21 protein-coding genes and 1 pseudogene are annotated in these 24,750 nt (G+C 33.2%); 10 read left to right on the plus strand and 12 right to left on the minus strand.

Features of this window, described 5'->3' with window-relative positions:
• Window positions 1-41: 41 nt before the first annotated feature.
• Window positions 42-2,309, minus strand: a complete 2,268-nt coding sequence (locus AC0N0V_RS13290; protein ID WP_474458464.1) for an ATP-binding cassette domain-containing protein — start codon at window positions 2,307-2,309, stop codon at window positions 42-44.
• Window positions 2,310-2,582: 273 nt separating this feature from the next.
• On the opposite strand from AC0N0V_RS13290, the gene AC0N0V_RS13295 reads away from it, so the two are divergent.
• Entirely contained in the window at window positions 2,583-3,515 is a 933-nt protein-coding gene (locus tag AC0N0V_RS13295; protein ID WP_474458466.1) for a helix-turn-helix transcriptional regulator, read from the plus strand.
• A gap of 5 nt (window positions 3,516-3,520) precedes the next feature.
• On the opposite strand, the pseudogene AC0N0V_RS13300 reads toward AC0N0V_RS13295, so the two are convergent.
• Window positions 3,521-3,807, minus strand: a pseudogene (locus tag AC0N0V_RS13300) (undecaprenyl-diphosphate phosphatase); the annotation flags it as partial.
• Window positions 3,808-3,975: 168 nt separating this feature from the next.
• Between AC0N0V_RS13300 and AC0N0V_RS13305 the strand changes: the two are divergent.
• Window positions 3,976-4,848 carry an AraC family transcriptional regulator gene (locus AC0N0V_RS13305; protein WP_474458468.1) on the plus strand — a complete coding sequence of 291 codons (873 nt, stop codon included), beginning with the start codon at window positions 3,976-3,978 and terminating at the stop codon, window positions 4,846-4,848.
• A gap of 75 nt (window positions 4,849-4,923) precedes the next feature.
• On the opposite strand, the gene AC0N0V_RS13310 is transcribed toward AC0N0V_RS13305, so the two are convergent.
• Entirely contained in the window at window positions 4,924-5,079 is a 156-nt protein-coding gene (locus tag AC0N0V_RS13310) for a hypothetical protein (RefSeq protein ID WP_474458469.1), read from the minus strand.
• A gap of 198 nt (window positions 5,080-5,277) precedes the next feature.
• Here AC0N0V_RS13310 and AC0N0V_RS13315 point away from each other — a divergent pair, with 198 nt between their 5' ends.
• Window positions 5,278-6,600: a glycosyl hydrolase family 18 protein gene (locus tag AC0N0V_RS13315; protein WP_474458470.1), complete on the plus strand. Its 1,323-nt coding sequence runs from the start codon at window positions 5,278-5,280 to the stop codon at window positions 6,598-6,600.
• Between the two features lie 157 nt (window positions 6,601-6,757).
• Here AC0N0V_RS13315 and AC0N0V_RS13320 read toward each other — a convergent pair whose 3' ends face one another.
• Window positions 6,758-8,740, minus strand: a complete 1,983-nt coding sequence (locus AC0N0V_RS13320; RefSeq protein WP_474458472.1) for a YgiQ family radical SAM protein — start codon at window positions 8,738-8,740, stop codon at window positions 6,758-6,760.
• A 333-nt stretch (window positions 8,741-9,073) separates the two neighbouring features.
• Between AC0N0V_RS13320 and AC0N0V_RS13325 the strand changes: the two genes are divergently transcribed.
• Entirely contained in the window at window positions 9,074-9,802 is a 729-nt protein-coding gene (locus AC0N0V_RS13325; protein WP_474458473.1) for an EAL domain-containing protein, read from the plus strand.
• Between the two features lie 40 nt (window positions 9,803-9,842).
• Here AC0N0V_RS13325 and AC0N0V_RS13330 read toward each other — a convergent pair whose 3' ends face one another.
• Both AC0N0V_RS13330 and AC0N0V_RS13335 read right to left on the minus strand, forming a co-directional pair.
• Window positions 9,843-10,958, minus strand: coding sequence for a M20/M25/M40 family metallo-hydrolase (locus AC0N0V_RS13330; protein WP_474458475.1), 1,116 nt, complete (start codon window positions 10,956-10,958; stop codon window positions 9,843-9,845).
• 176 nt (window positions 10,959-11,134) lie between these two features.
• Window positions 11,135-11,668, minus strand: coding sequence for a phosphotransferase-like protein (locus tag AC0N0V_RS13335; RefSeq protein WP_474458477.1), 534 nt, complete (start codon window positions 11,666-11,668; stop codon window positions 11,135-11,137).
• A gap of 237 nt (window positions 11,669-11,905) precedes the next feature.
• Between AC0N0V_RS13335 and AC0N0V_RS13340 the strand changes: the two genes are divergently transcribed.
• Complete coding sequence (locus AC0N0V_RS13340; protein ID WP_474458479.1) at window positions 11,906-13,591, plus strand: flavin monoamine oxidase family protein; 1,686 nt, start codon at window positions 11,906-11,908, stop codon at window positions 13,589-13,591.
• A 347-nt stretch (window positions 13,592-13,938) separates the two neighbouring features.
• Here AC0N0V_RS13340 and AC0N0V_RS13345 read toward each other — a convergent pair whose 3' ends face one another.
• Entirely contained in the window at window positions 13,939-15,105 is a 1,167-nt protein-coding gene (locus tag AC0N0V_RS13345) for an iron-containing alcohol dehydrogenase (RefSeq protein WP_474458481.1), read from the minus strand.
• Between the two features lie 333 nt (window positions 15,106-15,438).
• On the opposite strand from AC0N0V_RS13345, the gene AC0N0V_RS13350 reads away from it, so the two are divergent.
• The 3 genes from AC0N0V_RS13350 to AC0N0V_RS13360 all read left to right on the plus strand — a co-directional run bounded on the left by AC0N0V_RS13350 (window position 15,439) and on the right by AC0N0V_RS13360 (window position 17,323).
• Entirely contained in the window at window positions 15,439-15,864 is a 426-nt protein-coding gene (locus AC0N0V_RS13350) for a MarR family winged helix-turn-helix transcriptional regulator (protein WP_474458483.1), read from the plus strand.
• A 92-nt stretch (window positions 15,865-15,956) separates the two neighbouring features.
• On the plus strand, window positions 15,957-16,697 hold the full coding sequence (locus AC0N0V_RS13355; RefSeq protein ID WP_474458485.1) for a DUF169 domain-containing protein: 741 nt from the start codon (window positions 15,957-15,959) through the stop codon (window positions 16,695-16,697).
• A gap of 245 nt (window positions 16,698-16,942) precedes the next feature.
• Window positions 16,943-17,323, plus strand: coding sequence for a L,D-transpeptidase (locus AC0N0V_RS13360; RefSeq protein WP_474458487.1), 381 nt, complete (start codon window positions 16,943-16,945; stop codon window positions 17,321-17,323).
• Window positions 17,324-17,428: 105 nt separating this feature from the next.
• On the opposite strand, the gene AC0N0V_RS13365 is transcribed toward AC0N0V_RS13360, so the two are convergent.
• Window positions 17,429-17,758, minus strand: coding sequence for a tRNA-binding protein (locus tag AC0N0V_RS13365; protein ID WP_474458489.1), 330 nt, complete (start codon window positions 17,756-17,758; stop codon window positions 17,429-17,431).
• 429 nt (window positions 17,759-18,187) lie between these two features.
• On the opposite strand from AC0N0V_RS13365, the gene AC0N0V_RS13370 reads away from it, so the two are divergent.
• A complete protein-coding gene (locus AC0N0V_RS13370; RefSeq protein ID WP_474458491.1) occupies window positions 18,188-19,297 on the plus strand; it encodes a DEAD/DEAH box helicase in 1,110 nt (369 codons plus the stop codon).
• A gap of 125 nt (window positions 19,298-19,422) precedes the next feature.
• Here AC0N0V_RS13370 and AC0N0V_RS13375 read toward each other — a convergent pair whose 3' ends face one another.
• Window positions 19,423-19,557: a hypothetical protein gene (locus AC0N0V_RS13375; RefSeq protein WP_474458493.1), complete on the minus strand. Its 135-nt coding sequence runs from the start codon at window positions 19,555-19,557 to the stop codon at window positions 19,423-19,425.
• Window positions 19,558-19,885: 328 nt separating this feature from the next.
• On the opposite strand from AC0N0V_RS13375, the gene guaC reads away from it, so the two are divergent.
• Window positions 19,886-20,869, plus strand: coding sequence for a GMP reductase (gene guaC / locus AC0N0V_RS13380; protein ID WP_474458495.1), 984 nt, complete (start codon window positions 19,886-19,888; stop codon window positions 20,867-20,869).
• A gap of 289 nt (window positions 20,870-21,158) precedes the next feature.
• On the opposite strand, the gene AC0N0V_RS13385 is transcribed toward guaC, so the two are convergent.
• From AC0N0V_RS13385 to AC0N0V_RS13395, 3 genes are all read right to left on the minus strand, one after another.
• Window positions 21,159-22,586, minus strand: coding sequence for a collagen-like domain-containing protein (locus AC0N0V_RS13385; protein ID WP_474458497.1), 1,428 nt, complete (start codon window positions 22,584-22,586; stop codon window positions 21,159-21,161).
• Between the two features lie 742 nt (window positions 22,587-23,328).
• Window positions 23,329-23,889 (minus strand): hypothetical protein, encoded by a 561-nt coding sequence (locus AC0N0V_RS13390; protein WP_474458499.1) that lies wholly within the window; start codon window positions 23,887-23,889, stop codon window positions 23,329-23,331.
• A gap of 4 nt (window positions 23,890-23,893) precedes the next feature.
• Entirely contained in the window at window positions 23,894-24,715 is an 822-nt protein-coding gene (locus AC0N0V_RS13395) for a hypothetical protein (RefSeq protein ID WP_474458501.1), read from the minus strand.
• Between the last annotated feature and the right edge of the window lie 35 nt (window positions 24,716-24,750).

Raw genomic sequence — 24,750 nt, forward strand, 5'->3', positions numbered from 1 at the left:
GTATTTCCTTTTAAATTTGCTATAATTGTTTCTTTACATTTTTATAATATATACTCTTTTAAGTACTTTCCGGTAATAGAAGAATTATGGTTAACCAAATCCTTAGGCTGCCCTTCAAATATAACCTTGCCTCCCTCTTGCCCTGCTCCTGGGCCTAGATCTATAATCCAATCGGCTTGGCTCATTATGTCAAGATTGTGTTCTATTATAATTAATGTGCTCCCTTGGTTAACAATGTAATCCATGATTTTTATAAGCTGTGATATATCAGACATATGCAATCCTGTAGTAGGTTCGTCTAATACATATATATTTCCTTGCTTTTCTAATTCTGCTGCAAGCTTAATCCTTTGAAGTTCTCCACCAGATAGTGTATCTAATGGCTGACCAAGGGTGATGTAATCTATCCCTACCTCCTTTAACCTTCTTAATGTAGGTAATATCTCATTTTCAGTGAAAAATTCTATAGCCTCATCGACTGTCATTTGAAGAACTTCACTAATATTCTTTTTTCGTAATTTAAACTGCAGTACTTCTTTAGTAAACCTGTGTCCCTGACATGCTTCACAAACACTTGAAATTGTATCCATAAAAGCTAGATCAGTGTATGTTATTCCTAATCCCTTACATTCCGGACAAGCTCCTTTTGAGTTAAAACTAAAAAGAGATGCTTCCACATGATTCTCTTTTGCGAATAGCTTTCTAATAAAATCAAAAATCCCAGTAAAAGTAGCAATATTAGAACGTTTAGAACCTTGAATTGCTCCTTGATCTATAAAAATTGTTTCAGGATAACACTTAGAAAACACTTGATTTATAAGTGTGCTTTTTCCTGAACCAGCTACCCCTGTTACTACTGTCATAACACCCATTGGAATATCAACAGAAACATCCTTCAAATTATGTAGGGAAGCATGCTTTACAGATAGCCATCCTTTAGGCTCCCTCGTATTTTCCTTCAACTTAGCATTATGACTTAAAAACTTTCCTGTTAATGTATCTGCTTTCAGTAACCCATTTACCTCTCCTTCATATACAACATTGCCTCCCTTTGTTCCTGCTCTTGGGCCAATATCAATCACATGGTCTGCAATTTTAATTACATCTGCATCATGTTCCACAATTAGAACAGTATTCCCTTTATCTCTTAATAACTTCAAAAGTTTATTAATTCTATTTACATCATGAGGGTGAAGTCCAATGCTTGGTTCATCAAAAATATAGGTAATATCGGTTAAACTACTTCCTAGTTGGCGAACCATTTTAATTCTTTGGGATTCACCGCCAGAAAGAGTTGCTGTTTCTCTATCAAGGCTTAAATATCCTAATCCAATGGAATTTAGATGCTCTAACCGATGGATAATAGCCTCTACCATTGTATAAGAGGAAGGATCTTTGATATTCCTAATAAAATTAATAAGATCACTAACTTGCATCTTTGTGCAATCTGCAATATTTTTACCATTTATTTTACATCCCAGTACTTTTTGATTAAGTCTGCCACCTTTGCATAATTGGCAACTATCTCTTGTAACCACATAGTCAATCGCCTCTTTATATAATTTCGCATCCCTCGATTCTTTACCCAAAAAAGTACGTTCAATTCTTGGTACAATACCCTCATACTTTGAAGTAGGTGGCCAACCATCAGTAGGATTGGAAGGCTTAAAACCTGTTTTGTAAAGAAGTGTATCCAATTCATCTCCCGTATAATCTCTCAGTTTTTTGTCATTGTCAAACATCCCTGTACAAACATAGCGCTTCCATCGTACCTCCCCTGGTCTAAAAGTTGGAAACTGAATCGCACCTTCATTTAAAGATTTATTTTTATCAAGCAGTCGCTCAGTATTGATTATATCAACCTTTCCTAGCCCTTCACATTTAGAACACATTCCCGAAGGGTTATTGAACGAAAAGACATCAGAGTATCCTACAAAAGGCTTACCGATACGTGAAAACAATAAACGCAGCAATGAATAAATGTCAGTAATAGTTCCCACAGTTGATCTTGCATTCCCACCAATTCTCTTTTGACTAATAATAATTGCTACTGAAAGATTCTCAATAGAATCTACGTCAGGATGTCCGTAATGTGGAAGACGATGTCGGATAAAACTTGAATAAGTTTCGTTCAATTGCCGTTGAGACTCAGCTGCAATTGTATCAAATACAAGAGATGACTTTCCAGAGCCTGAAACACCTGTAAACACAGTAATTTGCTTCTTTGGAATCTTTACATCAATACTCTTTAAGTTCTTTTCTCTGGCTCCAATAACATGTATGCTATTCTCATATTTTTCTTCTCTCATAGTAATCTCCTTTTACTAGATGTGGTCTTGTGCCTATTAACACTATTAAATGAAGCTCTAGACTTTATTATTCTATAAACCACAAGTGCCTTCGTTAACATTTATAATACTCTTATTTTAGTTAACATTTTAATGTAATAAGTATATATACTTTGAGTATCTATCATAAATACTGTATACTAAAAACATGACAGTTTTTGTCTGTTTTATTGAAATTATTTTTTTATTTGTTCTACATTATAAAAACAGTTCCTGTTGTAAAGGAGAATTTATATGTCAAAAGCTAAAAGAATATTTGATTTAATTATGTATGTAAATGCAAAAAGGAACTTCACTGCACAGGATGTTGCATATGAATTTGACATCTCTGTTAGAACCGCACATAGATATTTAATGGAACTAAGTGAATTAGGAGTTCCTATATATACCGAGCAAGGCAGAAATGGTGGGTACCGTACACTAGAAAACAGAGTTCTTCCTCCAATTATATTTGATGAGAACGAAGCACTGGCAATTTTCTTCGCTTTCCAATCACTAAAGTACTATGAATCACTGCCATTTGATACAGATATTGATTCAGCCTCTAGAAAATTGTATACTAGTCTTCCTGACGATGCTAAAAAGAAAATAAGTCGTTTAGAGTCACTTATATGTTTTTGGAATCCAAAACAAACTATTAGCTCTCCATTTTTAAAAGATATAGTTGAAGCATCCATGAAAAATAATATATTAATAATTAAATATCTGTCAAAATCACAAAATAAAAAAAGAGAAGTTAAGCCAATAGGGGTTTATGCACATGATGGACTTTGGTATATGCCTGCTTTAGATCTTGAAAAGAATAAGGTTTTATTATTTAGAGTGGATAGAATATTATCCTTAGAAATTTCCGAAAGAACTCTAGAGTTACCAATGAAGCTAACAGATTGGTTTGATAGCTACACAGTTAAAACACCTGTAAGATTGTACGTTAAGTTAACAAGAGAAGGAATACGGCAGTGTCAAAGCAAACCGTGGTTAGAGCCTTACATTGTTACTACTGATAATGAAAATGGGTATATCGATACTATAATTGATAAAGATCAAATAGAATATATTTCAAACTATTTTGTTCAGCTAGGCACCTGTGCAAAAGTTATTGAACCACAAGACATAGTCGACAATATAAGAAATCAAGCCTATAGCTTAATAAATCATTATCTATAGTGAAAAGATACCACAAAGGCAACAATCATACCTATCAATAGGTTAATGAATTCGGTGCCTGTAAAACTAAATCCAAACTTCAAAAGCTTTAAGGCACTTGATTCAAACATTACAGGAATGGCAAGAAGAAATGTAAACTCTGCCGCTGCAGTTCGGGACACACCTATTAAAATACTCCTATCATTAGTGTGGTTTTATAGGATATTTCTGAAATACTATTTATCTTTGGTAGTTTGTTTTTATTATAGTTTTCAATTAAAATAAGGAGAATCCAATACCATAGAAGAAGTAACAAGTGTCCCCAAAAGGCTTATTACAAGCATCTTAAACCGCTTTAGTTTAAAAAGTTCACAATATAGAACATCAACTAGAATAAGTTAACCCTACACAATTGTGCACGGAATGTCGGATAGGTACATTCAATTTCTGTTATTCTATTGATGAAAGGGAGGTCATATAAATGGATTTGCTTAAAAGGATGAATGAAGCATTAAACTATATTGAAGAAAATCTTACTAATGATATTGACTTGAAGGAAGTAGCAAGACTGGCTTTTTGCTCAGAATATCATTTTAAAAGAATGTTTTCTTTTCTTGCAGGTGTTACTCTTTCAGAGTATATCCGACGTAGACGTCTTACTGTTGCAGCATTTGAACTTAATAACAATAACATGAGGATAATCGATATTGCAGTTAAATATGGATACAGCTCAGCGGACTCTTTTACAAGAGCTTTCCAAAGTTTACACGGCATAACACCGTCAGAAGCTAGAACTAATGGTCAATCACTAAAAGCCTATCCACGAATGACCTTTCAGTTATCAATTAAAGGAGGAACTGAAATGAACTATAGAATTGAAGAAAAAGATGCTTTTCGAATTATTGGTATTATGAAAAGGGTTCCCATAATTTTTCATGGGGTTAATCCAGAAATTGCTTCTATGTATGAGAACTTAAATATGGAGACAATAAATGAACTTAAAAAACTTTCTAATGTGGAGCCTACAGGACTGCTTCAAGTATCCACCAATTTTTCTGAAGGCCGAATGAAGGAAAAAGGAGAGCTTGATTTTTATATAGGTGTGGCAACAACTGAGGAGTGTCCAAACAACATGGTACAGCTTGAGGTTCCTACCTTAACATGGGCTGTATTTGAAGCAATCGGACCATTTCCTGATACGCTACAGGATGTCTGGGGACGCATCTATTCCGAGTGGTTTCCATCCTCAAACTATGAACTAGCAGAAGGTCCAGAGATACTGTGGAACCAGAATAAAGATATAACCTCGCCAACTTTTAAAAGCGAAATATGGATACCGGTTTTGAGAAAGTAATACTAATTAATAAGATAAGCAGCAAGCTCACATCAATAGTAATGATGTGAGCTTGCTAAATCTCTTAGAGCTCTATTATCCTTTAGTATTAGTATTTTCCGTCTTCGAAACAAGTTCTTGAAGCATATTTACCGCTTCCTTTGTTTTATCCTTGTCTAGAGAAACTAATGTAACTATCTTATCACTTCTCTCCTTGTAGCCCTTTCTTTGGTTTGATACTAAAGCCCTCAATTATTGTCACAGTCTTTTTCTCATTAATGCAGTACTCTTCGTTCTTAGCAAATAAGACTTGATTCAAGCAAAAAATGGCGCGAATTAATATAGAAATAACTTTATTCAGTTTTGCTACCTTTACATACCATACATTACTAATCAATTATTTTTCTTCCCTACCGATATATAAGTAAGATATTTCAAGGGAGGGATAGAATGAAAAAGTATAAAGTTTTTTTATCACTATTGTTATCTTTATTTGTTTTTGTTTTGAGCACTAATATAGTTTTAGCTAAACCAAGAACTACAAGGACTAGCCCAACTGCACCTACAGGGTTGGCGGCTACTAATATAACTTCCACAGACGTGACACTAAACTGGTCCTCTGTCTCAGGAGCTTCAGGTTATAAAGTATACAGAGCTAATACTTTTGACTCAAATTATACTCTAATTGCTACAATATCAACTACGTCTTATAAGAATACAGGTTTAACTTCTAATACGAGCTATTGGTATTTTGTTAGAGCTTATAATTCTTACGGTACTTCGCAAGACTCAACCCACATAAAAATTACAACACCTCAGATTGTTTCATCATCTAAGATTGTACTTGGATATGCAACCTATTATTACTCAGGAGATAGCTCCTCCTATAATTCGATGACGACTAATTCTTCATTGATTAATGAAATTGCAACAGATACCTATACTACAGATAGTCTAGGCAATATCACTGGGTTAGTTCCTACTAATCAGCTGAATTACGCCAATAGTAATGGTATAAAAACCCTTGCCATGATTACAAATAATTTCGATGGGAATATTGCAAAAACATTGTTAGAAAGCTCAACAAATAGACAGTCTTTAATAAACAATACTTTATCTGCTTTAAAGTTAAATGGCTATAAGGGTGTGAATATAGACCTTGAGGGAATTTTTTATTACGATAGAAGCTATTTTACAACCTTTATCACTGAGCTCTATAATACTCTTCATCCTCAAGGCTTTACAGTAACCATATCTGCCCCAGCAAAAACAAGTGATTCGCCTACAGATGGTTGGAGTGGTGCTTATGATTATGCTAAGCTTGCAAATTATTCTGATCAGATAATATTAATGGCGTATGATGAACACTACCCTGGCGGTACAGCTGGACCTATTGCTTCCATAGGCTGGGTAGAAAATGTTATAAAATATGCTATTACTGTTATTCCAAAGGAAAAGTTACTTCTTGGAACTGCTGCATATGGATATGACTGGTCATCTTTAGGGACAAAGGCCTATGGTATTTCAAGTATATACAACCTAGCATCAACACACGGCAGTACAATAATGTGGGATTCAGTATCCCAAAGTCCATATTTTACTTATACAGATTCCTCAGGTATATACCATACAGTATGGTTTGAAAATAGTACAAGCGTTGGTTATAAATTAGATTTAGTAAATAATTATAACCTCTCTGGCATAGGTATTTGGAGACTTGGTCTTGAGAATTCTGATTATTGGACAACTATTAAGAACAAATTTAATAAATAAATTGAAATTAATTTAGCATACAAAAGCATATCTGTTCTTTTGTATGCTAAATATACTTCACTCTTATTTCCAACTCCATGTCACTTAACTTACAAATAAAAAGGACTATCCTACAATTTAATAAGACAATCCTTTAATATTAAACATCATGTTTAAATTATTTTCTTTTTCCTTTATTCCTATTATCTTTTCTACTTACAGTCTTACCACTAATTATGTTTTTTTCCTTCATCTTGCCTTGTTTAACTGTAGGTTTGTCTTTACCTTTACCTTGCTTAACTGCAGAGTTATCTTTTCCTCTTAACTTACCTTTTCCACTGTTATGCTCTGTCTTGTTTCTTTTTTCCCTTGGCTTTATCAGACACTTTGGTCCAAATCCAATAAGATCTTCTCTACCAGCTTGTACCAAAGCGGAATATACTAAATCGTATTTCATTGGATCCCTATATTGAAGTAATGCCCTTTGCATAGCTTTTTCATTTTTAGTTTTTGGAATATATACTTCTTGCATAGTGAAAGGATCAAAACCAGTATAAAACATTGTGGTTGATAGTGTCCCAGGGGTCGGATAAAAATCTTGTACCTGTTCTGGCTGATAATGAATATCCCTTAGGTATTCTGCTAGCTCTATAGCCTCTTTTAATGTACTTCCTGGGTGGCTGGACATTAAATAAGGTATTATATATTGTTTTTTCCCTACCCTCTCAGTTATTCTATAAAATTTCTCCATGAAATTATCATAGGTTTTTCCAGCTGGTTTTCCCATAAACTTCAAAACTTTATGTGCAACATGTTCTGGTGCTACTTTTAGTTGCCCGCTAACATGATGTTTAATAAGTTCTTTTAAAAATGTATCATTCTTGTCCGCCATAATATAATCATATCTTAGTCCTGAACGTACAAAAACCTTTTTAACATCCGGTAATTCTCTTACCTTTTCCAGTAGTCTTAAATATTCCATATGATCTACATCTAAGTTTTTGCAGGGACTTGGATGTAAGCACTGTCTATTTTTACAAGCACCAACTTTAAGTTGTTTTTTACATGCAGGATATCTAAAATTAGCCGTAGGTCCCCCTACATCATGGATATATCCTTTATAATCTTTAAATTTCGTGATTTCTTTTGCTTCTTCTAATATTGAATCTTCACTTCTACTTTGTACAATTCTTCCTTGATGGAATGTTATTGCACAAAAGGAACAGCTTCCAAAACATCCTCTTGAACTTACTATACTAAACTTAACCTCTTCTATAGCAGGTATTCCGCCTAACTTTTCATAAATAGGATGGTAATTCTTTTGATAAGGTAAGGAATACACCTTATCTAATTCCTCTCTAGTTAGAGGCAATTCTGGTCTATTTTGTACAAGGTACTTATTTGTATGCTTTTGTACTATAGTATTTCCTCTAATAGGATCTTGCTCCTCATACTGTATTCTAAAAGCCTCAGAATATTTATTTTTATCTCTGCATACTTCTTTGTAAGATGGAATTTCAATATAATCACTTACTTCTTCTATGTTGTCCACAACATAACATGTCCCAGGTATATGTCTAATACTCTGTACATCTACTCCGCTTTTCATGTTGTCCGCAACCTCAACAATTTGTTTTTCACTCATTCCATAAATTAATAAATCCGCTCCACTATCGATTAACATAGATTTTCTTACCTTGTCACTCCAATAATCATAATGTGCAAACCTTCTTAAACTTGCTTCTATTCCTCCAATCACAATAGCAACATTTTTATATGCTTCTCTTATTCTATTGCAATAAACAATTGTCGCCCTATCAGGTCTTAATCCCATCTGTGCTCCTGGAGAATAGAAATCTTTATCTCTAAGCTTTTTACTTACTGTATAATGGTTAACCATAGAATCCATATTACCTGCATTTACTAAGAATCCTAATCTAGGTACACCTAGTTTTTTAAAATCTTCTGTATCTTTCCAATTAGGCTGCGCTATTATCCCTACTTTATATCCTGCATTTTCAAGGACTCTAGATATAATCGCAGTTCCAAAACTATGATGATCTACATATGCATCTCCTGTAACCAGAATAAAATCTAACTGTTCCCAACCTCTATCCATCATATCTTGCTTACAAATTGGCAAATATTTGTTATCGTTCATATTTCCACCTTCTTTTGCATCTACTATAATTAAAATGTTAAATTCTTATCCAAGCTACAATTATAACATTTTTTACGACATAATTCTTCACAAATCTTATATTCCAATTACTTACAGATACTATTTTTTATATTTTTTTATATAATGAAAATAATAAAACATAACTTTTCTATTGAAGTGCAAAATTAAATAAAAAAATGAATTAGATTAAACTCCGTTACATTATTTGACATATTAAACCAATATATGTTATAATCATCATGTCAAAATTTACTATAAGCTAAACTTTTATTTATTAGCTAAATAACAAGCTTACGTAGCATAGAGGGAGAAGTGATTGTTGTGTCATTCTTTTTAGAGCAGGGAATTAACATATCTAATCTTACATGTTGGTACCAACCTATATACCAGTTGAGCACTATGCAAATATTTGGATTCGAAGCATTGGTACGTAGTAAGTTTCACCGCAACTTTAATGCCTTAGAACTCTTTCACCAGGCACAAATGCAAAGACATCTTACAGTACTTGATTATCAATTGATATTGAAAGCACAACAGTTATTTAAGTATGAAAATACCTCCTCCTTATTTATAAATATTTTCCCGTCAACTTTATTAGATAAAAGATTCATCTCGTGGTGGCATGAATTTTCAGGGATTGTCCCATCTGTTGTTTTGGAGCTATCTGAAGAGGAACCTATACACGATTGGAAAGCATTAAAGTCTGTAATAAATGTACTAAAAGAAAATGGAGTAAAGATTGCAATTGATGATATGGGAGAGGGGTATCCATTTTTAGAACGCTGGTTAGAATTAAAACCTGATTATATTAAATTAGATCGCTGTTATATGTTTGATTTAGTTAAAAATTCAACGAAACAGAAATCATTAAAAAACATTGTAAAAATGATTGATACACAAGCAGAAATTATTGTTGAAGGAATTGAGCAAATTGAATGCCTTGAAATAGTAAAAGAAACAGGGGTACAATATGCCCAAGGCTATGCCCTTGGAAGGCCTGCTCCGATAGATACTTTTTTAATGTTAAATAAATACAAATAACCACTTAGCCTAAATAATAGACTAAGTGGTTATTTTCATGCTAAGCTTCTTTTACTATTTCAACTACCATTCTAGCTGAATTTATTAAATCTTCTATAGCTATGTATTCTTCTAAAGTATGAGCTTTTTTCATACCTATTCCCAAATTAACAGCTTTTATGCCATTAGCATTTAAAACGTTAGTATCGCTTCCACCACCTGTAGAAGTAACTTCTGCTTCTACACCCATATTAGCAAATACTCTCTTTGCCATATTAACTATTTCATCATTTTCATCTACATTGAAAGCACCATACATTCTTTCAGTTTCTATTTCTATTTCTGCACCAAATTCAACAGCAGCTTGTTTGAATGTATCAACCATATGCTTAGTTTGAGCGTCAAGCTTTGAGTTATCTAAACTTCTAGCTTCTGCTAATATTTCTAGCTCTGGCATAACTATGTTAGTAGCAACGCCGCCCTTTACAGTACCTATATTTGCTGTAGTTTCTTCGTCTATTCTTAATAATTTCATGTTTTCTATAGCTCTAGATGCAACCATTATTGCACTTATACCATCTTCTGGAACTAATCCAGCATGAGCTGGTTTCCCAATTATTTTAACAGTTATTTTATCTTGAGCTGGAGCCTTAACTATTATCTGTCCTGGAGCTCCACCACTATCTAATACAAATGCGAAATCTGCATTTATCTTAGAGTAGTCTAGGTATTTCGCACCAAATAGTCCTCCCTCTTCCCAAATTGAGAACACTATTTGTATATCTCCATGTTTTATGTTATTTTCTTTTATTATTCTTACAGCCTCTAGTATAGCAGATATTCCACCTTTATCATCGGAACCTAATACTGTAGTTCCATCACTTTTTATTATGCCATTTGCTTCATCTATGATAGGCTTTATACCTTCTCCTGGACTAACTGTATCCATGTGAGAACTAAATAATATAGTTTTACCTGGTCTATTTCCTTTTAATGTTGCTATAACATTACCAGTTTCACCGCCAGATTTAATTCCTGCATCGTCTACACATACATCAAATCCTAACTCTTCTAGCTTGTTTACTAAAACTTTAGCTACAGCGCCTTCTTTAGAGCTTGGACTATCTATTTGTATCAATTCTATAAACTCATCTATTAATCTTTGTCTATTTACCATTGTGTGCACCTCCTAAATAAATCGTTTTCTTATGTACAAACCCTATTATATCACTTTTTACCAAAATGTAAATTTATTTAGTGAAATTTTTACATCAACTATCGATAAAACTGCTAACTTCATTTCCAATTTTCAGAAAACGACAACCTATTTCTTTTATCTCCTAGATTCGTCGTTTACCAAATTTTAGCTTCACTATCAGCTCTTCTTAAGATTTCATTAACAGTTTCTTCTGATGACATTTTAGATGTATCTAGCCACAATCCTAGCTTTGGTGTTGTTTCCATAAAAGCATTATATAAATTTTCTACTGTAAAACCAACGTATCCCTTTTTACCTCTCGTTGCTTCTCGCTGCTCAATAGTTTTTATGTCTGGACAAAGCACAATAACATATACCGGGTAATCCTTTAAGAGTTCAGTAAAGTAAGAAAGTTTTTCTCCTAAATAGTTATCCTGGACAACAACATTGAATCCGTTCTCAAAATATTCTTTTACTGCATTTGCAGTAATATTATATCTCATATCAAGCTGTTTTAAAGCTTCCTCACTTGGCTTTTCACACATCTCTTCCCTACCAGTTATAATCATTTTTCTAAAAATGTCACCTCGAATATGAACACTTTTTTCAAGGTTAGTTGCCAAGAGTTCAGCAACAGTAGATTTTCCCGCCGCCATAACACCTGTAATTACATATATTGCTCTTTTCATAATAAACCTCCATATTTTCTAATATAAATACTCTTATACTTAGTTGTATACTAGCATTATAACTTATTTTTTATCATAACCAAAAGATATTCTTCCTATAAACTAGCTGAGGTTGAATTCTGATGTTGAAGCATGATGAGTTGTTGAATATGGCGGGTAAATACACTGTAAGTCATATAATGGAATCTTTCGAATATACATCCTATAGAATATATATTTTATAGGAGTATTAGTCTTATGGAAATGAATACTGTCAGTGTACAACCTTCTAATCCATCTAATAAGGAACGATATACACTATTAAAAAATGCTTTAAGAAAATCTGGTAGATTACAGGACTTTTATAATATATTAAAATTTTTAAGTCCTCCCCCTGATATTTTAAATTTCGCAGTTCCTGGTGAATTTAAGGAAATCAAAGTAGGCATTATTGGTGGAGGTCTGGCAGGTATGTCGGCAGCCTTCGAACTTAGAAAGCTTGGTTGTGACATAACAATATTTGATGCATTGGAAAATAGAATAGGCGGAAGAGTCTATACCTATTATTTTGATGAGAACAAAAAATATTATGCAGAGCTTGGTCCTATGCGAGTTCCAATATCACACGAAACTACCTGGCATTATATCAATACCTTTCATCTTGGAACGATACCATTTATTCAAAATAATCCTAATACATTTATATACGTCAATGATACAAGAGTAAGGAATAACCCTAAGAGTATTCAAGAAGGAATTTACCCGAAATATAGTTTAACATCAAGGGAAAGAAATACAACTTGGGATCAGCTTTATGATTATGCAGTAAATTTTAATATGAATATGATACATCCTCAAATAAGAAGTGAGTTTTTAAGAATACTCCCAAGATATAATATGAACTATAATAAACTAATGAGTATAAGCATCAGACAAAACTTTGAAATGTTAGGTCTTAGTGCTGATGCCATAAATATGCTAGCAAGTGTCGATGGGCTTATAGGATCAGTTTTAGATGTTTCTTACGATGAATTGTTACGTGATAGTTATCCTGAAACTTTTTCGTACCTCTATAGTATAGCTGGCGGTAATGTAAATCTTCCACTTTCATTCTATAAATCTTTAACATCTAAATTCCCTAAGGAGTATATCTATATAACTGAAAGTGATTTGGGAAGAATTGCATGGAACAGTGGGAATTGGGTAACAGGTATTTATAAAGATGATAATAAGAAAAAGATTACTCTAAAATATAAAAGTAAAAATAATCCTCAAGGTGATTTAGAAACATTTGATTATGTAATTTGCACTATTCCTTTTTCAACATTATCAACTATGGACATTAATCCCGTGTTTAGTAACAGAAAGATGCAAGCAATAAGGGAATTAAATTATGTAAATGGTCAAAAAACCCTACTATTATGTAATAGACGATTCTGGGAAAGCGACACGGATTATGGAAGGATTAATGGCGGTGTATCAAATACTGATTTAGCAATAACGAATATAATATATCCTTCAGACCATAGATTAACTAGAGCAAATTCTTATAATCCTGGTGTTTTAGTTGGGTCCTATAATTTAAATAAATATGCTACCTATTTAGGAAATATGAAATCAGAAGACCGAATAGAATTGGTTAAAAGACAAATTGAAAAAGTACATGGACTTCCTGAGAAATATTTAGACTCCATAGTAACTGCATCAAAATCTATTAATTGGGATAGTGAGCCATGGTTTAGAGGAGCTGTATCATATTTCACACCAGAACAAAAAAGAATTTTTTCATATGAAATTTTAAGCCCAGAGTATAACAATAGGATATTTTTTGCTGGGGAACATACTTCTTCAACTCATGCCTGGATGCAAGGTGCTCTGTACAGTGGAAAATTAGCTGCTAATGATTTAACTTATTATGCTAAACTTGAAAAAAGCAGATTTTAAAACTTGTTGCTAATATTTTAGTTGAGTAGTTTTACTTATTGCATTAGCAAAAATTGTATAAACCTCACTCATTAGCAGCCGGTAAACCAACTAACCTGATACCCTACATCAAAATTAAGAAAGTTACTATAAGAAAATATTTCCGTAGTAACTTTTGTCTAATTTATCATGTTGTCTAAAATTGTTGGCATGTTTGAAATTAATATTGATTTAAGATAAAGACAAGTTGGTCCAGATGAAAATTGATGTTCGAGTTAACTCCGAGCCAAATATTTGCATAATTCTTTTACTTTAAAATAACGCACCTACTTTTAATGCAAGTACGTTACAAATAATATACTAAGCTTTTATAGACACATCTTAAAGATATTTTCAATATCCTGTTGATTTAAAGGCTTGAATCCAGGTAGAACTCTACCGCCGCAAGCTTTCTTAGCCATTATGCTGAAGTTAGTATCATCAATACCTATTTCTCTGAAAGTACTCTTTAAACCAAGTGTGTTGAAGAAGAAGTCAGACAGCATCTCAATGCTTTTCTTAGAAGCAGCTATTGGTTCCATATCCTTATCAATACCAAATACATTACATCCAAACTGATAGAATTTTGATACTGTTGTTTCATCCAGTGTATATTCCATCCAACGCGGTGTCAAAATTGCAAGTCCTAGCCCGTGGGTAATATCATAATATGCTGATAACTCATGTTCCATTGGATGGCAGCTCCACGCCTGCCTCTTACCTCCATTAATAAATCCATTAATTGCCCAGGAAGACGTCCACATGAGATTTGCACGAGCTTCATAGTTATCTGGTTCTTTCATTGCAATAGGAGTATATTTGATGACAGTTTTCATAAAAGCTTCCGCCGCAGAATCTAACATATACAAATCCTGACTCATGTTAAAATATACTTCTATGATATGTGACATTATATCTGCTGCACCACATGCAGTCTGATAACTACTTACTGTATAAGTATTTGTTGGGTCAAGGAAAGATACTTTTGGAAGCAGCATAGGATGCATATAACCAATTTTATCTTTTGTGTCTAGATTACTGATAACACCACCTGCATCCATTTCTGACCCAGTAGCAGACAGTGTCAAAACTGTAATGATAGGCAGACAATTGGTAACAGAAGTTTTTCCTGTAAGAATATCCCATACATCTCCATCATAGAAGGCTCCTGCCCCAATGAACTTTGTAGCATCTATTGTCGAACCCCCACCTACAGCCAGCAGTACATCGATTTTCTCTTTCTTACAGATTTCTGCACCTTTATTAACAGATGTAATACGAGGATTTGGTTCAATACCGGAAAGTTCGAACAGCTCAAGTCCTGCATTTTTTATTTCAGCTACAACTTTGTCATATAATCCAATTTTCTTAATGGAACCTCCACCATAGGTGAGCAATACGCGCTTACCGTATTTCTTTAGTTCCCCTCCAAGGTTTCCAAGCTGGTTTTCACCAAAATATACTTTAACAGGAATGTCATAAATAAATTTATTCATATAAGTATCTCCTCTCTTACTTCAAACAATTAAAATCTTACACAAAATTTTTCAGAAAAAATTATACTATCATTTAACAAAATCATTTTTATCATTTACATTTTCCAAAACAATAATACAACTTGAAGTTAACTTTAAGTCAATACTTATTTTAAAAATAATATTATACAATTTGATTTTTTTAAAATAGATGGTCTTTGATTGAATGATGCATTAAAGTATAACTAACTTATTTGACGAGTTTCGATGAAAGTTAAATCCAACACACATATTGATTGATAGTTCTTATAGGTGTACAATATAGTTGTCGTGACAACCAAGGTGGTGATATAGATGGAATTTAATTTAGATGATTCATTGGGATTTATTCTAAATAGGACGAATACAAAATTCAAAAATGAATTGTTTCAACGATTCAAGGAATATGACGTTACGCCAGAGCAATGGTCTGTACTTAACTGCTTATGGGTGAAAGAAGGTGTTACTCCTAAAGAGTTGGCAGATATCATCTACAAAGATAAACCAAATACTAATCGTATTCTTGAAAAGTTACAAATTAAAGAACTGATTGTTCGAAAGCCTCATCCCGTAGATAAAAGAGCTTTTCAAATCTTTTTGACTAATCGTGGCTGGGCATTAAGAGATGAATTAATTCCTAAAGTTGAGCAATTACTAGATGAGGTAACAAAAGGAATAGAAAAGCATAAAGTCGTAGAAATGAAAAAACTGTTAAATCAAATGTATGATAATCTTAAATAGTTTTTTATCATTTTGGTTGCCAGGACAACTAAAATGATAAATCTATATAAGTTATTTATAACATTATAGTTAAAGAAAGTGAGGGAAATAGTATGGAAAGTTCTTTAGTTAAAAGTTTAGGTTTGAATTATGAACCAGTAGCTGCTTTGCTTAGCAATGAAAAGCCTGAAAGAGCACTTCAAGGGAAAGAAGGTCAGCGGAGCTGCACTATTCCATTATTTATTGCTGCAGCAAAAGGAAAAACATCAGTTTTTGAACGCAAAACTGTAACATGTAGTGGTGGCAAAGCTGGATTTGGGTTTGGACAATTTCCTAATTATCCAAATGGAATTGAATATTTTTTGACAGTTGGTAAAGAAGGTAAATTTGAAGGGGAAGGATATATGAAAAATCCAGAACTAGGTGATGACTTTGTTAAGTGTTTACCAATAACTGATATTCCATATGAATATGTCATATTTAAGCCTTTGTCACAAGTTGATATTACTAAAGAAAAACCTGAAATAATTATGTTTTATGTTAATACAGATCAATTATCAGCACTTACAGTACTTGCAAACTATTATAGACCAGGCTATGAAAATGTAATAATACCGTTTGCCTCAGGATGTCAGTCTGTTTTCCTTCTTCCCTACGATGAAGCTAAGAAGGAAAACCCAAGAGCAGTAGTAGGGTTGATTGATGTTACAGTGCGTCCTATGGTAGAACCTGATATGCTGTCATTTTCTGTTCCTTACAAGATGTTTCTGGACATGGAGGAAAATGTAGATGGAAGTTTCTTGGAGAAGCATTTATGGCATAGAGTAGTGGCGAGAATGGAAAAGAGTAAATAAGGCATAGCTTTTAAAAAATATAATTATACTGTTATTTTTATAATTATGATCCTGTAAGTACTGTTCAATCCTACATTTTGAAATTGCCGAATACACTTAAATGCTTTAAATTGTAACTGATAGACAGCTTAAGTTCCTTCATCTTTAATGAAATAAACCTAAATATTTAAATGATTATGATTACATTCACCTAATTCTAAAACAATTAATATTATAATGTATATTAATTATTTTTGGAGGTTTCCATGTGTTATTGTCCTTATGTAAATGAATTATTTTCTCGTTCACCTCGTGCTGCGTATAGCATTAAAATCAACAGATCTTCTCTTAGACTTACTTTATATAAGAATGGAAAATTATATAAGACTTATCCGGTGGCAGTCGGTAAAGGCTCTACACCTACTCCTAAAGGGGTATTTAGAATAATAAATAAACAGATTAATCCTGGCGGACCCTATGGAGCAAGGTGGATGGGGTTAAGCTCACCAGGCGTTGGAATACACGGTACTAATAATCCTCACTCTATAGGGGGACCTGTTTCACATGGATGTATTAGAATGTTTAACAAAGATGTAATTGAAGTATTTAATTTAGTTCCAGTAGGTACTGTTGTGACTATTGTTTAATACACTAATAAACAATTAAAGCCTTTTAATTAATACTTAAAAAGGTACAGACGATTACTTTCTGTACCTTTTGATAAATTGTGACACTAATACAGAATTTATGCATTAACCTAATTTATCACCTTTTTTAACAGTCTGTTCAGGTTGAATTAATACTACCCCCTGTGAAGCATAAATTCCTAGTACTAATACCTCGGACTTAAAATCCGCAATTTGTCTTGGTGGAAAGTTTACCACGCCTAAAACTTGCTTGCCAATAAGTTCTTCTTTTTTGTAACAATCAGTAATTTGTGCACTCGATTTTTTTATGCCTATTTCATCACCAAAATCAACCCACAATTTGTAAGCAGGTTTTTTCGCTTTTTCAAAAAACTCAACTTCAGTAATTTCTCCAACCCTAATATCTAGTTTCATAAAATCTTCAAAAATTGCCATAACAACATCCTCCTATATAGCATTTAAACTTACATTTTTTACCACTTTATCTTAACTAATAAAAAAAATTATAACACTTATTTTGTATTACTCAACCAACATTTTACATTATATCAAAACAAATCAAATAATAAAACATTTCTAGAGTTGTATCCTCATATTTTTAGTAACAAAAAACCTCTGAGTTCATAACAAAAATTTGAGATTTCCATTTGCTCTTTCAACTTTTAAAACTCATAATTCAAAAATTCAACTCTATATTAATCAATAAACTATATTAATATTTACTTCTCTGATATATAATACTACTGTTAATAGCTTCTGCAAATCGCTGTATTGTAATATTATTAGTACTCATTATAATAAAATGATGTCATCGATTTACTTAGTTAAACAAAAATATAAATTAACAACGAAAGGTTTGAAAAAATGGATTTTTATGAATTAGGAATAAACGAAGATATAATAAAGATATTAAAGCACACAGGTATTACTAAACCAACAGCAATTCAACAAGATAGTATCAGACATATTAAAGAAGGAAGAGATGTTATAGCGGAGGCTCAAACCGGTACGGGAAAAACGCTTGCTTTTTTAATTCCTATTTTTGAGAATATATCACCTAAAATCAATGCAATTCAAGCATTGATTATAACTCCTACAAGAGAACTAGCTATTCAAATAACTGAACAGGCTATGAAACTTAATGAGGCTAAAGAGATAAATATATTAGCAGCATATGGCGGCAAAGATATAGGTTCTCAGCTAAAAAAGCTAAAAGGAAATATTCATCTAATTATTGCAACTCCAGGCAGACTTTTAGATCATCTTGATAGAAAAACAGTAGATCTTAGCAAATTAAAAACCTTAGTACTAGATGAAGCTGATCAAATGTTATTAATGGGATTTAAAAATGATGTTGAAGCTATTATAAAAGAAACCAGTAAAAAACGTCAGACATTATGTTTTTCTGCAACTATGAATTCTGAAGTTAAAAAATTAGCATATAGATATATGAATGATCCTTTAATAGTTACTGTAAAAAAAGAGGAAGTTACACTTAGCAGTATTAAACAGCATGTTGTTGAAACTACGGACAGAAGAAAACAACATGCCTTATGTAGCGTTTTGGATCAGGATAGACCATTTATGGCTATGATATTTTGCAGAACAAAAAGAAGAGTAGATGATCTTGAGATGGCACTACATAAGCGTGGATATAATTGCGAAAAACTGCATAGTGATATAATCCAGTCAAAACGTGAAAGAATAATGAAATCCTTTAGAAATGCAGATATTCAATATTTAATAGCTACAGATGTGGCCGCTAGAGGGTTAGATATAAGTGGAGTCAGCCATATATACAATTATGATATTCCTGAAAGTGTGGAGTCATATATACATCGCATTGGCAGAACAGGAAGAGCTGGAGAAACTGGCTATACTTGTCTATTTATAGATCCAAAAGATAAAGGTGGCTTACAAGAAATAGAGAGATCTATAAAGCTTAAGATACCTAGAAGAGAATTAGACATATAGGATTTATCAGGTGTAAGCTCATTTTCAAGTAGTTGCAGTAATAAAATTAATCTGTTAATTATCAGTACTTAAATTAAAGCCAATCTCTCTTAAAATTAGAGATTGGCTTTAATTATTTTTTATTCTTATTTTCCTCTACTATTACCTCTTATTGCTTTTTTAGGTGCTGGTGCAGCAGTCTTGTTGTTGCCCTTAGAGGATTCCTGACTATTAGCAAATTTACTGTTATTTGACTGAAAAGCTGGTTTATTTTTAGCCATAATTTATCTCTCCTTATTGCTAGAAAATATTTCTTCTTGTAAAACATTATATAATTTTCTAGATGCATATACAAGAAATTTGTTAAGTTATAATTGGTATTTGAACAACGTCAAACTAATTATAGCATTTTTATCAAATGATGCTGATAATTATGTCAATCTCAACTCTTCTTCCTTCACAAACACTCTAGAGCTATAAAAAATATCATTCCCATATTTAATAAATACTAAAAAACTTTGACATACTAATAAAGACTATATACATTGTCAAATATACGAAAGTCTTTATTTAATTAAATTTTAATATTTATGTTTAGAGGTGTAACCTATGGAAAATGTGTTTGATTATGAAGATATTCAATTGGTCCCAGCAAAATGTGTGGTACGCAGTCGATCTGAATGTGATACATCTGTAACCTTAGGTGGGCATACATTCAAGTTGCCTGTGGTACCAGCAAATATGCAGACTATTATTGACGAAAAGATTTCAATTTACTTAGCAAAAAACGGATACTTCTATATTATGCATCGTTTTGAACCAGAGAAGCGACTATCTTTTATTAAAGATATGAAATCACGTGGATTATTCGCATCTATTAGTGTTGGAGTCAAAGATGAAGAATACAGATTCATTGATCAATTATCTGATGAACATCTCTCCCCTGAATATATCACCATTGATATCGCACATGGTCATTCTAATGCAGTGATAGAGATGATTCAGTATATTAAGAAACATTTACCTCATAGCTTTGTTATTGCAGGGAATGTTGGAACCCCGGAAGCAGTGAGAGAACTAGAATATGCTGGTGCAGATGCGACAAAAGTAGGCATTGGTCCAGGAAAGGTTTGTATCACTAAAATTAAAACTGGATTTGGAACTGGCGGTTGGCAATTAGCCGCACTACGTTGGTGTGCAAAGGCTGCAAGTAAGCCAATAATTGCAGACGGAGGCATTCGTACACATGGAGATATAGCTAAATCAATTAGATTTGGTGCATCTATGGTTATGATAGGTTCATTATTTGCTGGACACGAAGAGTCTCCTGGAGAAACAATTGAGAAGGACGGAAAACTCTATAAAGAATACTTTGGCTCGGCTTCTGAATTTCAAAAAGGTGAAAAGAAAAATGTGGAAGGCAAAAAAATGTTTGTGGAGCACAAAGGTTCTTTACAAGATACCTTGATTGAAATGGAGCAAGATCTTCAATCCTCCATTTCATATGCAGGAGGAACTAAGTTAGATGCGATTCGTAATGTAAATTACGTGGTCGTTAAAAACTCAATATTTAACGGCGATAGAGTATATTAAATGTTTTAAATAATTTTTCACTAGATAAGCGAGATACTTCAGTATTTGCTCATCTTTAATTTTTAAACTTTCTATATAAGTCTATTAGATTTTATACTGATGAACGCATGAACGCAAAAAATAGCTAAAGATTTCATTCCTTATTACCAAGCTAATTCATTCATAACTCAATACCATTGTAATAGCTGTCTGAAACTTTATCCTGCATGCAGGAAGACTTAAAACTTTTGGCAGTATACATAAGAATAAGATGGAGTTGAAACTCCATCTTATTCAAGTCTTATTTCGTCTAATTTCTTTCTACTATAATTTCTTGTATGCTGCAAGTAGAGACTACTGTGCATTTTCCTAGTACAGCTATTCCGTAGGCAACATCTGTCACCCTATCTGGGCCTAAAAGATTCCCGCCTGCTACTATACTTACTCTTTCTTTGCATTGAATCATAGATTTTAATATTCTCCTCATTTCAGATTCACATTCAGCCTCACAACCTTCTGGCAATGGTGATGGAGATGGAAGGAAGCATATTTTAAGTGATCCATTAGAGTTAAAGAAGGATTTATCAGTAAGAGTTATTGATACTATTTTGCAAATGTTAATTATATGCGTTTCAACTCCTGAACAATCTTTTAGCAATAATATACCGGTACTTGAAAGTTTAGTTGGTATTCCTGTTACAGAACCTTTATCCCCATAGTTAAGTAATATAGTTGTCCCTGGTAATTTATCAATTATCTGCCTTAGTACATATCTCATCTGATCAGTGCATGCGCATTGAACCGCACTCCCTGGTTGTCCCTGTGGTCCTTGCTCGCCTTTAGGTCCTCTTGGTCCTGGACAGCCTTGCTCCCCTTGTGGCCCTCTAGGTCCCGGACAGCCTCGCTCTCCTTGTGGTCCTCTCGGTCCAGGACAACCTTGTGGTCCTCTAGGTCCTGGGCAGCCTGCCTCACCTTTTGGTCCTCTTGGTCCTGGGCATCCTTGTGGTCCCCTTGGTCCTGGGCATCCTTGTTCTCCCTTTGGTCCTCTTGGTCCAGGACAACCTTGCTCTCCCTTAGGTCCTCTTGGTCCTGGACAGCCTTGCTCTCCTTGCTCACCTTTTGGTCCCCTTGGTCCTGGGCATCCTTGCTCTCCTTGTTCTCCTTTTGGTCCTCTTTCGCCAGTATCTCCCTTTGGCCCTCTATCTCCTTTTGGCCCTCTATCTCCAGCATTTCCTTGTGGTCCTTGTGGCCCTGCTGGTCCTGTTGGCCCTATTGCTCCTGGTTCTCCTTGCGGTCCTCGTGGTCCCCGTTCTCCCTGTGGTCCTCGTGGTCCTCGTTCTCCTTGAGGCCCTGTTGCTCCTACTGCTCCTGGTTCCCCTTGTGGTCCTTGCGGTCCTGTTGGTCCTATTGCTCCTGGCTCTCCTTGTGGCCCTGTCGGACCCGTTGGTCCTATTGCTCCTGGTTCTCCCTGTGGTCCTTGTGGTCCTTGCGGTCCTCTAGGTCCAGGTTTACCGCAAATTGTTACACACTTAGGACAGCACTCATCTTTTGATTCATCATGACATTTTGATTCATCGCGGCATTTTGCAATTTCCATGCAATGCTCGTCAATATTTAATCCTTCTACTGCCTGTTTAACTGTCTCATCAAATTCCAATTCACGTGTCTCAATATCTCCACTTTCTGGTTTCTCAACAAATGCACGGCTACTTTTAGAGTGATGCGACTTTCTTGCCATATATTTATTTCCTGATACTAAAAATATATACAAACGTATAAATTTTAGATTGTTCACTTAGTTCGCTACTACTAAGCAGTTCTCTTATGAACTTCTTATACTTTCATATAAGCACAGACTATATCATCATCCAAAAAGGATGCTCCCCATTTCCCTTATCAATAGCTTATAAGGTACGAGATTACTCTCTAGTCGTTGAAGTTTACCCTTTTCGGGTCTTACCTGCTGATTACCCATTATTTTTGGCACTTAGGATTTAACCTTATGCGATCTAACTAATTTTTTCTACTTTCGTCACCTTCACGCCTGATTTTATTTCATATCTACGTTGTGGTTTAGCTAGCTTTAGGGACTCCCAGCAATTAAAGGAGTTTTGGATGACTTTGTATTCACCACTCTACACTCTTTACGAATGTAGGGAGCTTTATTTATTAAATAGAACATATTTTCATATGTTCTATACAACCATTTAGTTGCTCCTTTTATGGTAATTTATTCACATAGCATATTAAAATCAGTCAAATAAAAATTATTACGATAAACTTACTTAATTTAAGAAATTCCTCCTTAATATTATGATATGGAAATTTATTAAAATTGCGACAAAGTTCCAGTAAAATGACAAAATGAAATTCATATCAAATTCCATCATTTATATAAAACAATTAAAATTATTTATTCTACGAAACTAAAGATGAACAAGTTACTTTAGTACTTGCTCACCTTTAATTTGGGAAAATGCTTATGATTCCAACTGAACTTTTGACTTTTTAAATAAAAATATAATCGATATTTCAGCCATTGCATTAATAAATGCAAGAATTATCACAATACTTTTAAGTTGTAGAGTCAGGTTTAGAGAAAAGGGTATATAAAATACATAAACAGTAGATGCTGCTAGAAAAGCTATCCAGCGATTTTTAGCACTATCTTTTAATTCCGACAGTCCCCTCTGTAAACCCAATAGATATATCCCTTTACATAACACATATATTAAATAAATATTTATGATATAAACTACTGAGTCTAATGCCATCAACCAAAGATTTGGTGTCATAAACTGTCCTGGTAACAAATTATTATTATTGAAATGAACCATATCTTTTACAGTAAGAATAGTTAATATTATTGAAGGTATCTTGCCTTTCTCGTAGATCTCGTGCTGTAGCTTAAGTTGATCTAAAGCTGAGTAAATTAACATATATCCTATAAAATTAGGCAAAATGTTGATTAGTCCAAGATTTATATCAAAAGTTATAAATATCATAGCCAAAAATAATTTATTATAGCTTGAAGCATACATTCTCCTACCTCCTATCTATTCTAAGTGATTGAACATCATATTCACCTGGAGATTGAATCCAATAATTCATAATGCATAGATTGTTGCCCTTCGTTCCCTCTGCATCTTCTGTAAGAATTTCTATAGGAAAGTTATATGCGTTATTCCTTCTAATATCATCTTTTTTAAATTTGAATGCATAACTAACTTTTAAATTGTCACCATTTTTCAATTCTAATGGAAATTTAATATCCTTTAATGGTTTTTCGTTAATTCTTATTGATATAGCATCTTCAACAATATTGAAAAGTTTTATATTTAAACCTGTAACTTTTGTATCCTTAATAGCTTTAAGCATATAAAAGCCAGTATCTATGCTCAAAGTACCACCCTCACCAATCAAATTAGATTCATTTGAATTATTAGCATAAAGATATATCTTACCTATATCTTCACTAATAACTTTTCCATTGGTAAAAGTAACTGTAGCCTTTGTAATAATTTTATTTTTAAGATTATCAGGAACTTTATTTTCATTTCCGTCATGAAGGTCTATAGATATACATTTAAGTTTATAATAGCGGTTGTCACTATTTATATTGTTATCAGTTAAGATTGCATATTCTTGTCCCATTTCTGGAAATATAATACTTTCAACCTGTTCCTGTGAATTAATATTTTGAATATAATAAAGGCGAATAACACTCATTCTACTTTCAACCTCATAATAGTGCCTAACAAATATTGGCTCTTTAAGGGCATGCTTCTCATAGAAAAAAACATTTCCCGCCCACGAAAATATCAAAAGTACTAATCCAATAGTTATAAATTTTTTGTTTAAATTCATATTTAATTCCTCTCAATAATTAATTCTCCTATCTA

Source organism: Clostridium sp. CS1-1 (assembly GCF_056135525.1).

Excerpts from the sequence above, each read along its gene's own strand:
- AC0N0V_RS13290 (WP_474458464.1), bottom strand. The coding sequence starts at position 2,309 with ATGAGAGAAGAAAAATATGAGAATAGCATACATGTTATTGGAGCCAGA.
- AC0N0V_RS13295 (WP_474458466.1), top strand. The coding sequence starts at position 2,583 with ATGTCAAAAGCTAAAAGAATATTTGATTTAATTATGTATGTAAATGCA.
- AC0N0V_RS13305 (WP_474458468.1), top strand. The coding sequence starts at position 3,976 with ATGGATTTGCTTAAAAGGATGAATGAAGCATTAAACTATATTGAAGAA.
- AC0N0V_RS13315 (WP_474458470.1), top strand. The coding sequence starts at position 5,278 with ATGAAAAAGTATAAAGTTTTTTTATCACTATTGTTATCTTTATTTGTT.
- AC0N0V_RS13320 (WP_474458472.1), bottom strand. The coding sequence starts at position 8,740 with ATGAACGATAACAAATATTTGCCAATTTGTAAGCAAGATATGATGGAT.
- AC0N0V_RS13330 (WP_474458475.1), bottom strand. The coding sequence starts at position 10,958 with ATGGTAAATAGACAAAGATTAATAGATGAGTTTATAGAATTGATACAA.
- AC0N0V_RS13335 (WP_474458477.1), bottom strand. The coding sequence starts at position 11,668 with ATGAAAAGAGCAATATATGTAATTACAGGTGTTATGGCGGCGGGAAAA.
- AC0N0V_RS13340 (WP_474458479.1), top strand. The coding sequence starts at position 11,906 with ATGGAAATGAATACTGTCAGTGTACAACCTTCTAATCCATCTAATAAG.
- AC0N0V_RS13345 (WP_474458481.1), bottom strand. The coding sequence starts at position 15,105 with ATGAATAAATTTATTTATGACATTCCTGTTAAAGTATATTTTGGTGAA.
- AC0N0V_RS13350 (WP_474458483.1), top strand. The coding sequence starts at position 15,439 with ATGGAATTTAATTTAGATGATTCATTGGGATTTATTCTAAATAGGACG.
- AC0N0V_RS13355 (WP_474458485.1), top strand. The coding sequence starts at position 15,957 with ATGGAAAGTTCTTTAGTTAAAAGTTTAGGTTTGAATTATGAACCAGTA.
- AC0N0V_RS13360 (WP_474458487.1), top strand. The coding sequence starts at position 16,943 with ATGTGTTATTGTCCTTATGTAAATGAATTATTTTCTCGTTCACCTCGT.
- AC0N0V_RS13365 (WP_474458489.1), bottom strand. The coding sequence starts at position 17,758 with ATGGCAATTTTTGAAGATTTTATGAAACTAGATATTAGGGTTGGAGAA.
- AC0N0V_RS13370 (WP_474458491.1), top strand. The coding sequence starts at position 18,188 with ATGGATTTTTATGAATTAGGAATAAACGAAGATATAATAAAGATATTA.
- AC0N0V_RS13375 (WP_474458493.1), bottom strand. The coding sequence starts at position 19,557 with ATGGCTAAAAATAAACCAGCTTTTCAGTCAAATAACAGTAAATTTGCT.
- guaC (WP_474458495.1), top strand. The coding sequence starts at position 19,886 with ATGGAAAATGTGTTTGATTATGAAGATATTCAATTGGTCCCAGCAAAA.
- AC0N0V_RS13385 (WP_474458497.1), bottom strand. The coding sequence starts at position 22,586 with ATGGCAAGAAAGTCGCATCACTCTAAAAGTAGCCGTGCATTTGTTGAG.
- AC0N0V_RS13390 (WP_474458499.1), bottom strand. The coding sequence starts at position 23,889 with ATGTATGCTTCAAGCTATAATAAATTATTTTTGGCTATGATATTTATA.
- AC0N0V_RS13395 (WP_474458501.1), bottom strand. The coding sequence starts at position 24,715 with ATGAATTTAAACAAAAAATTTATAACTATTGGATTAGTACTTTTGATA.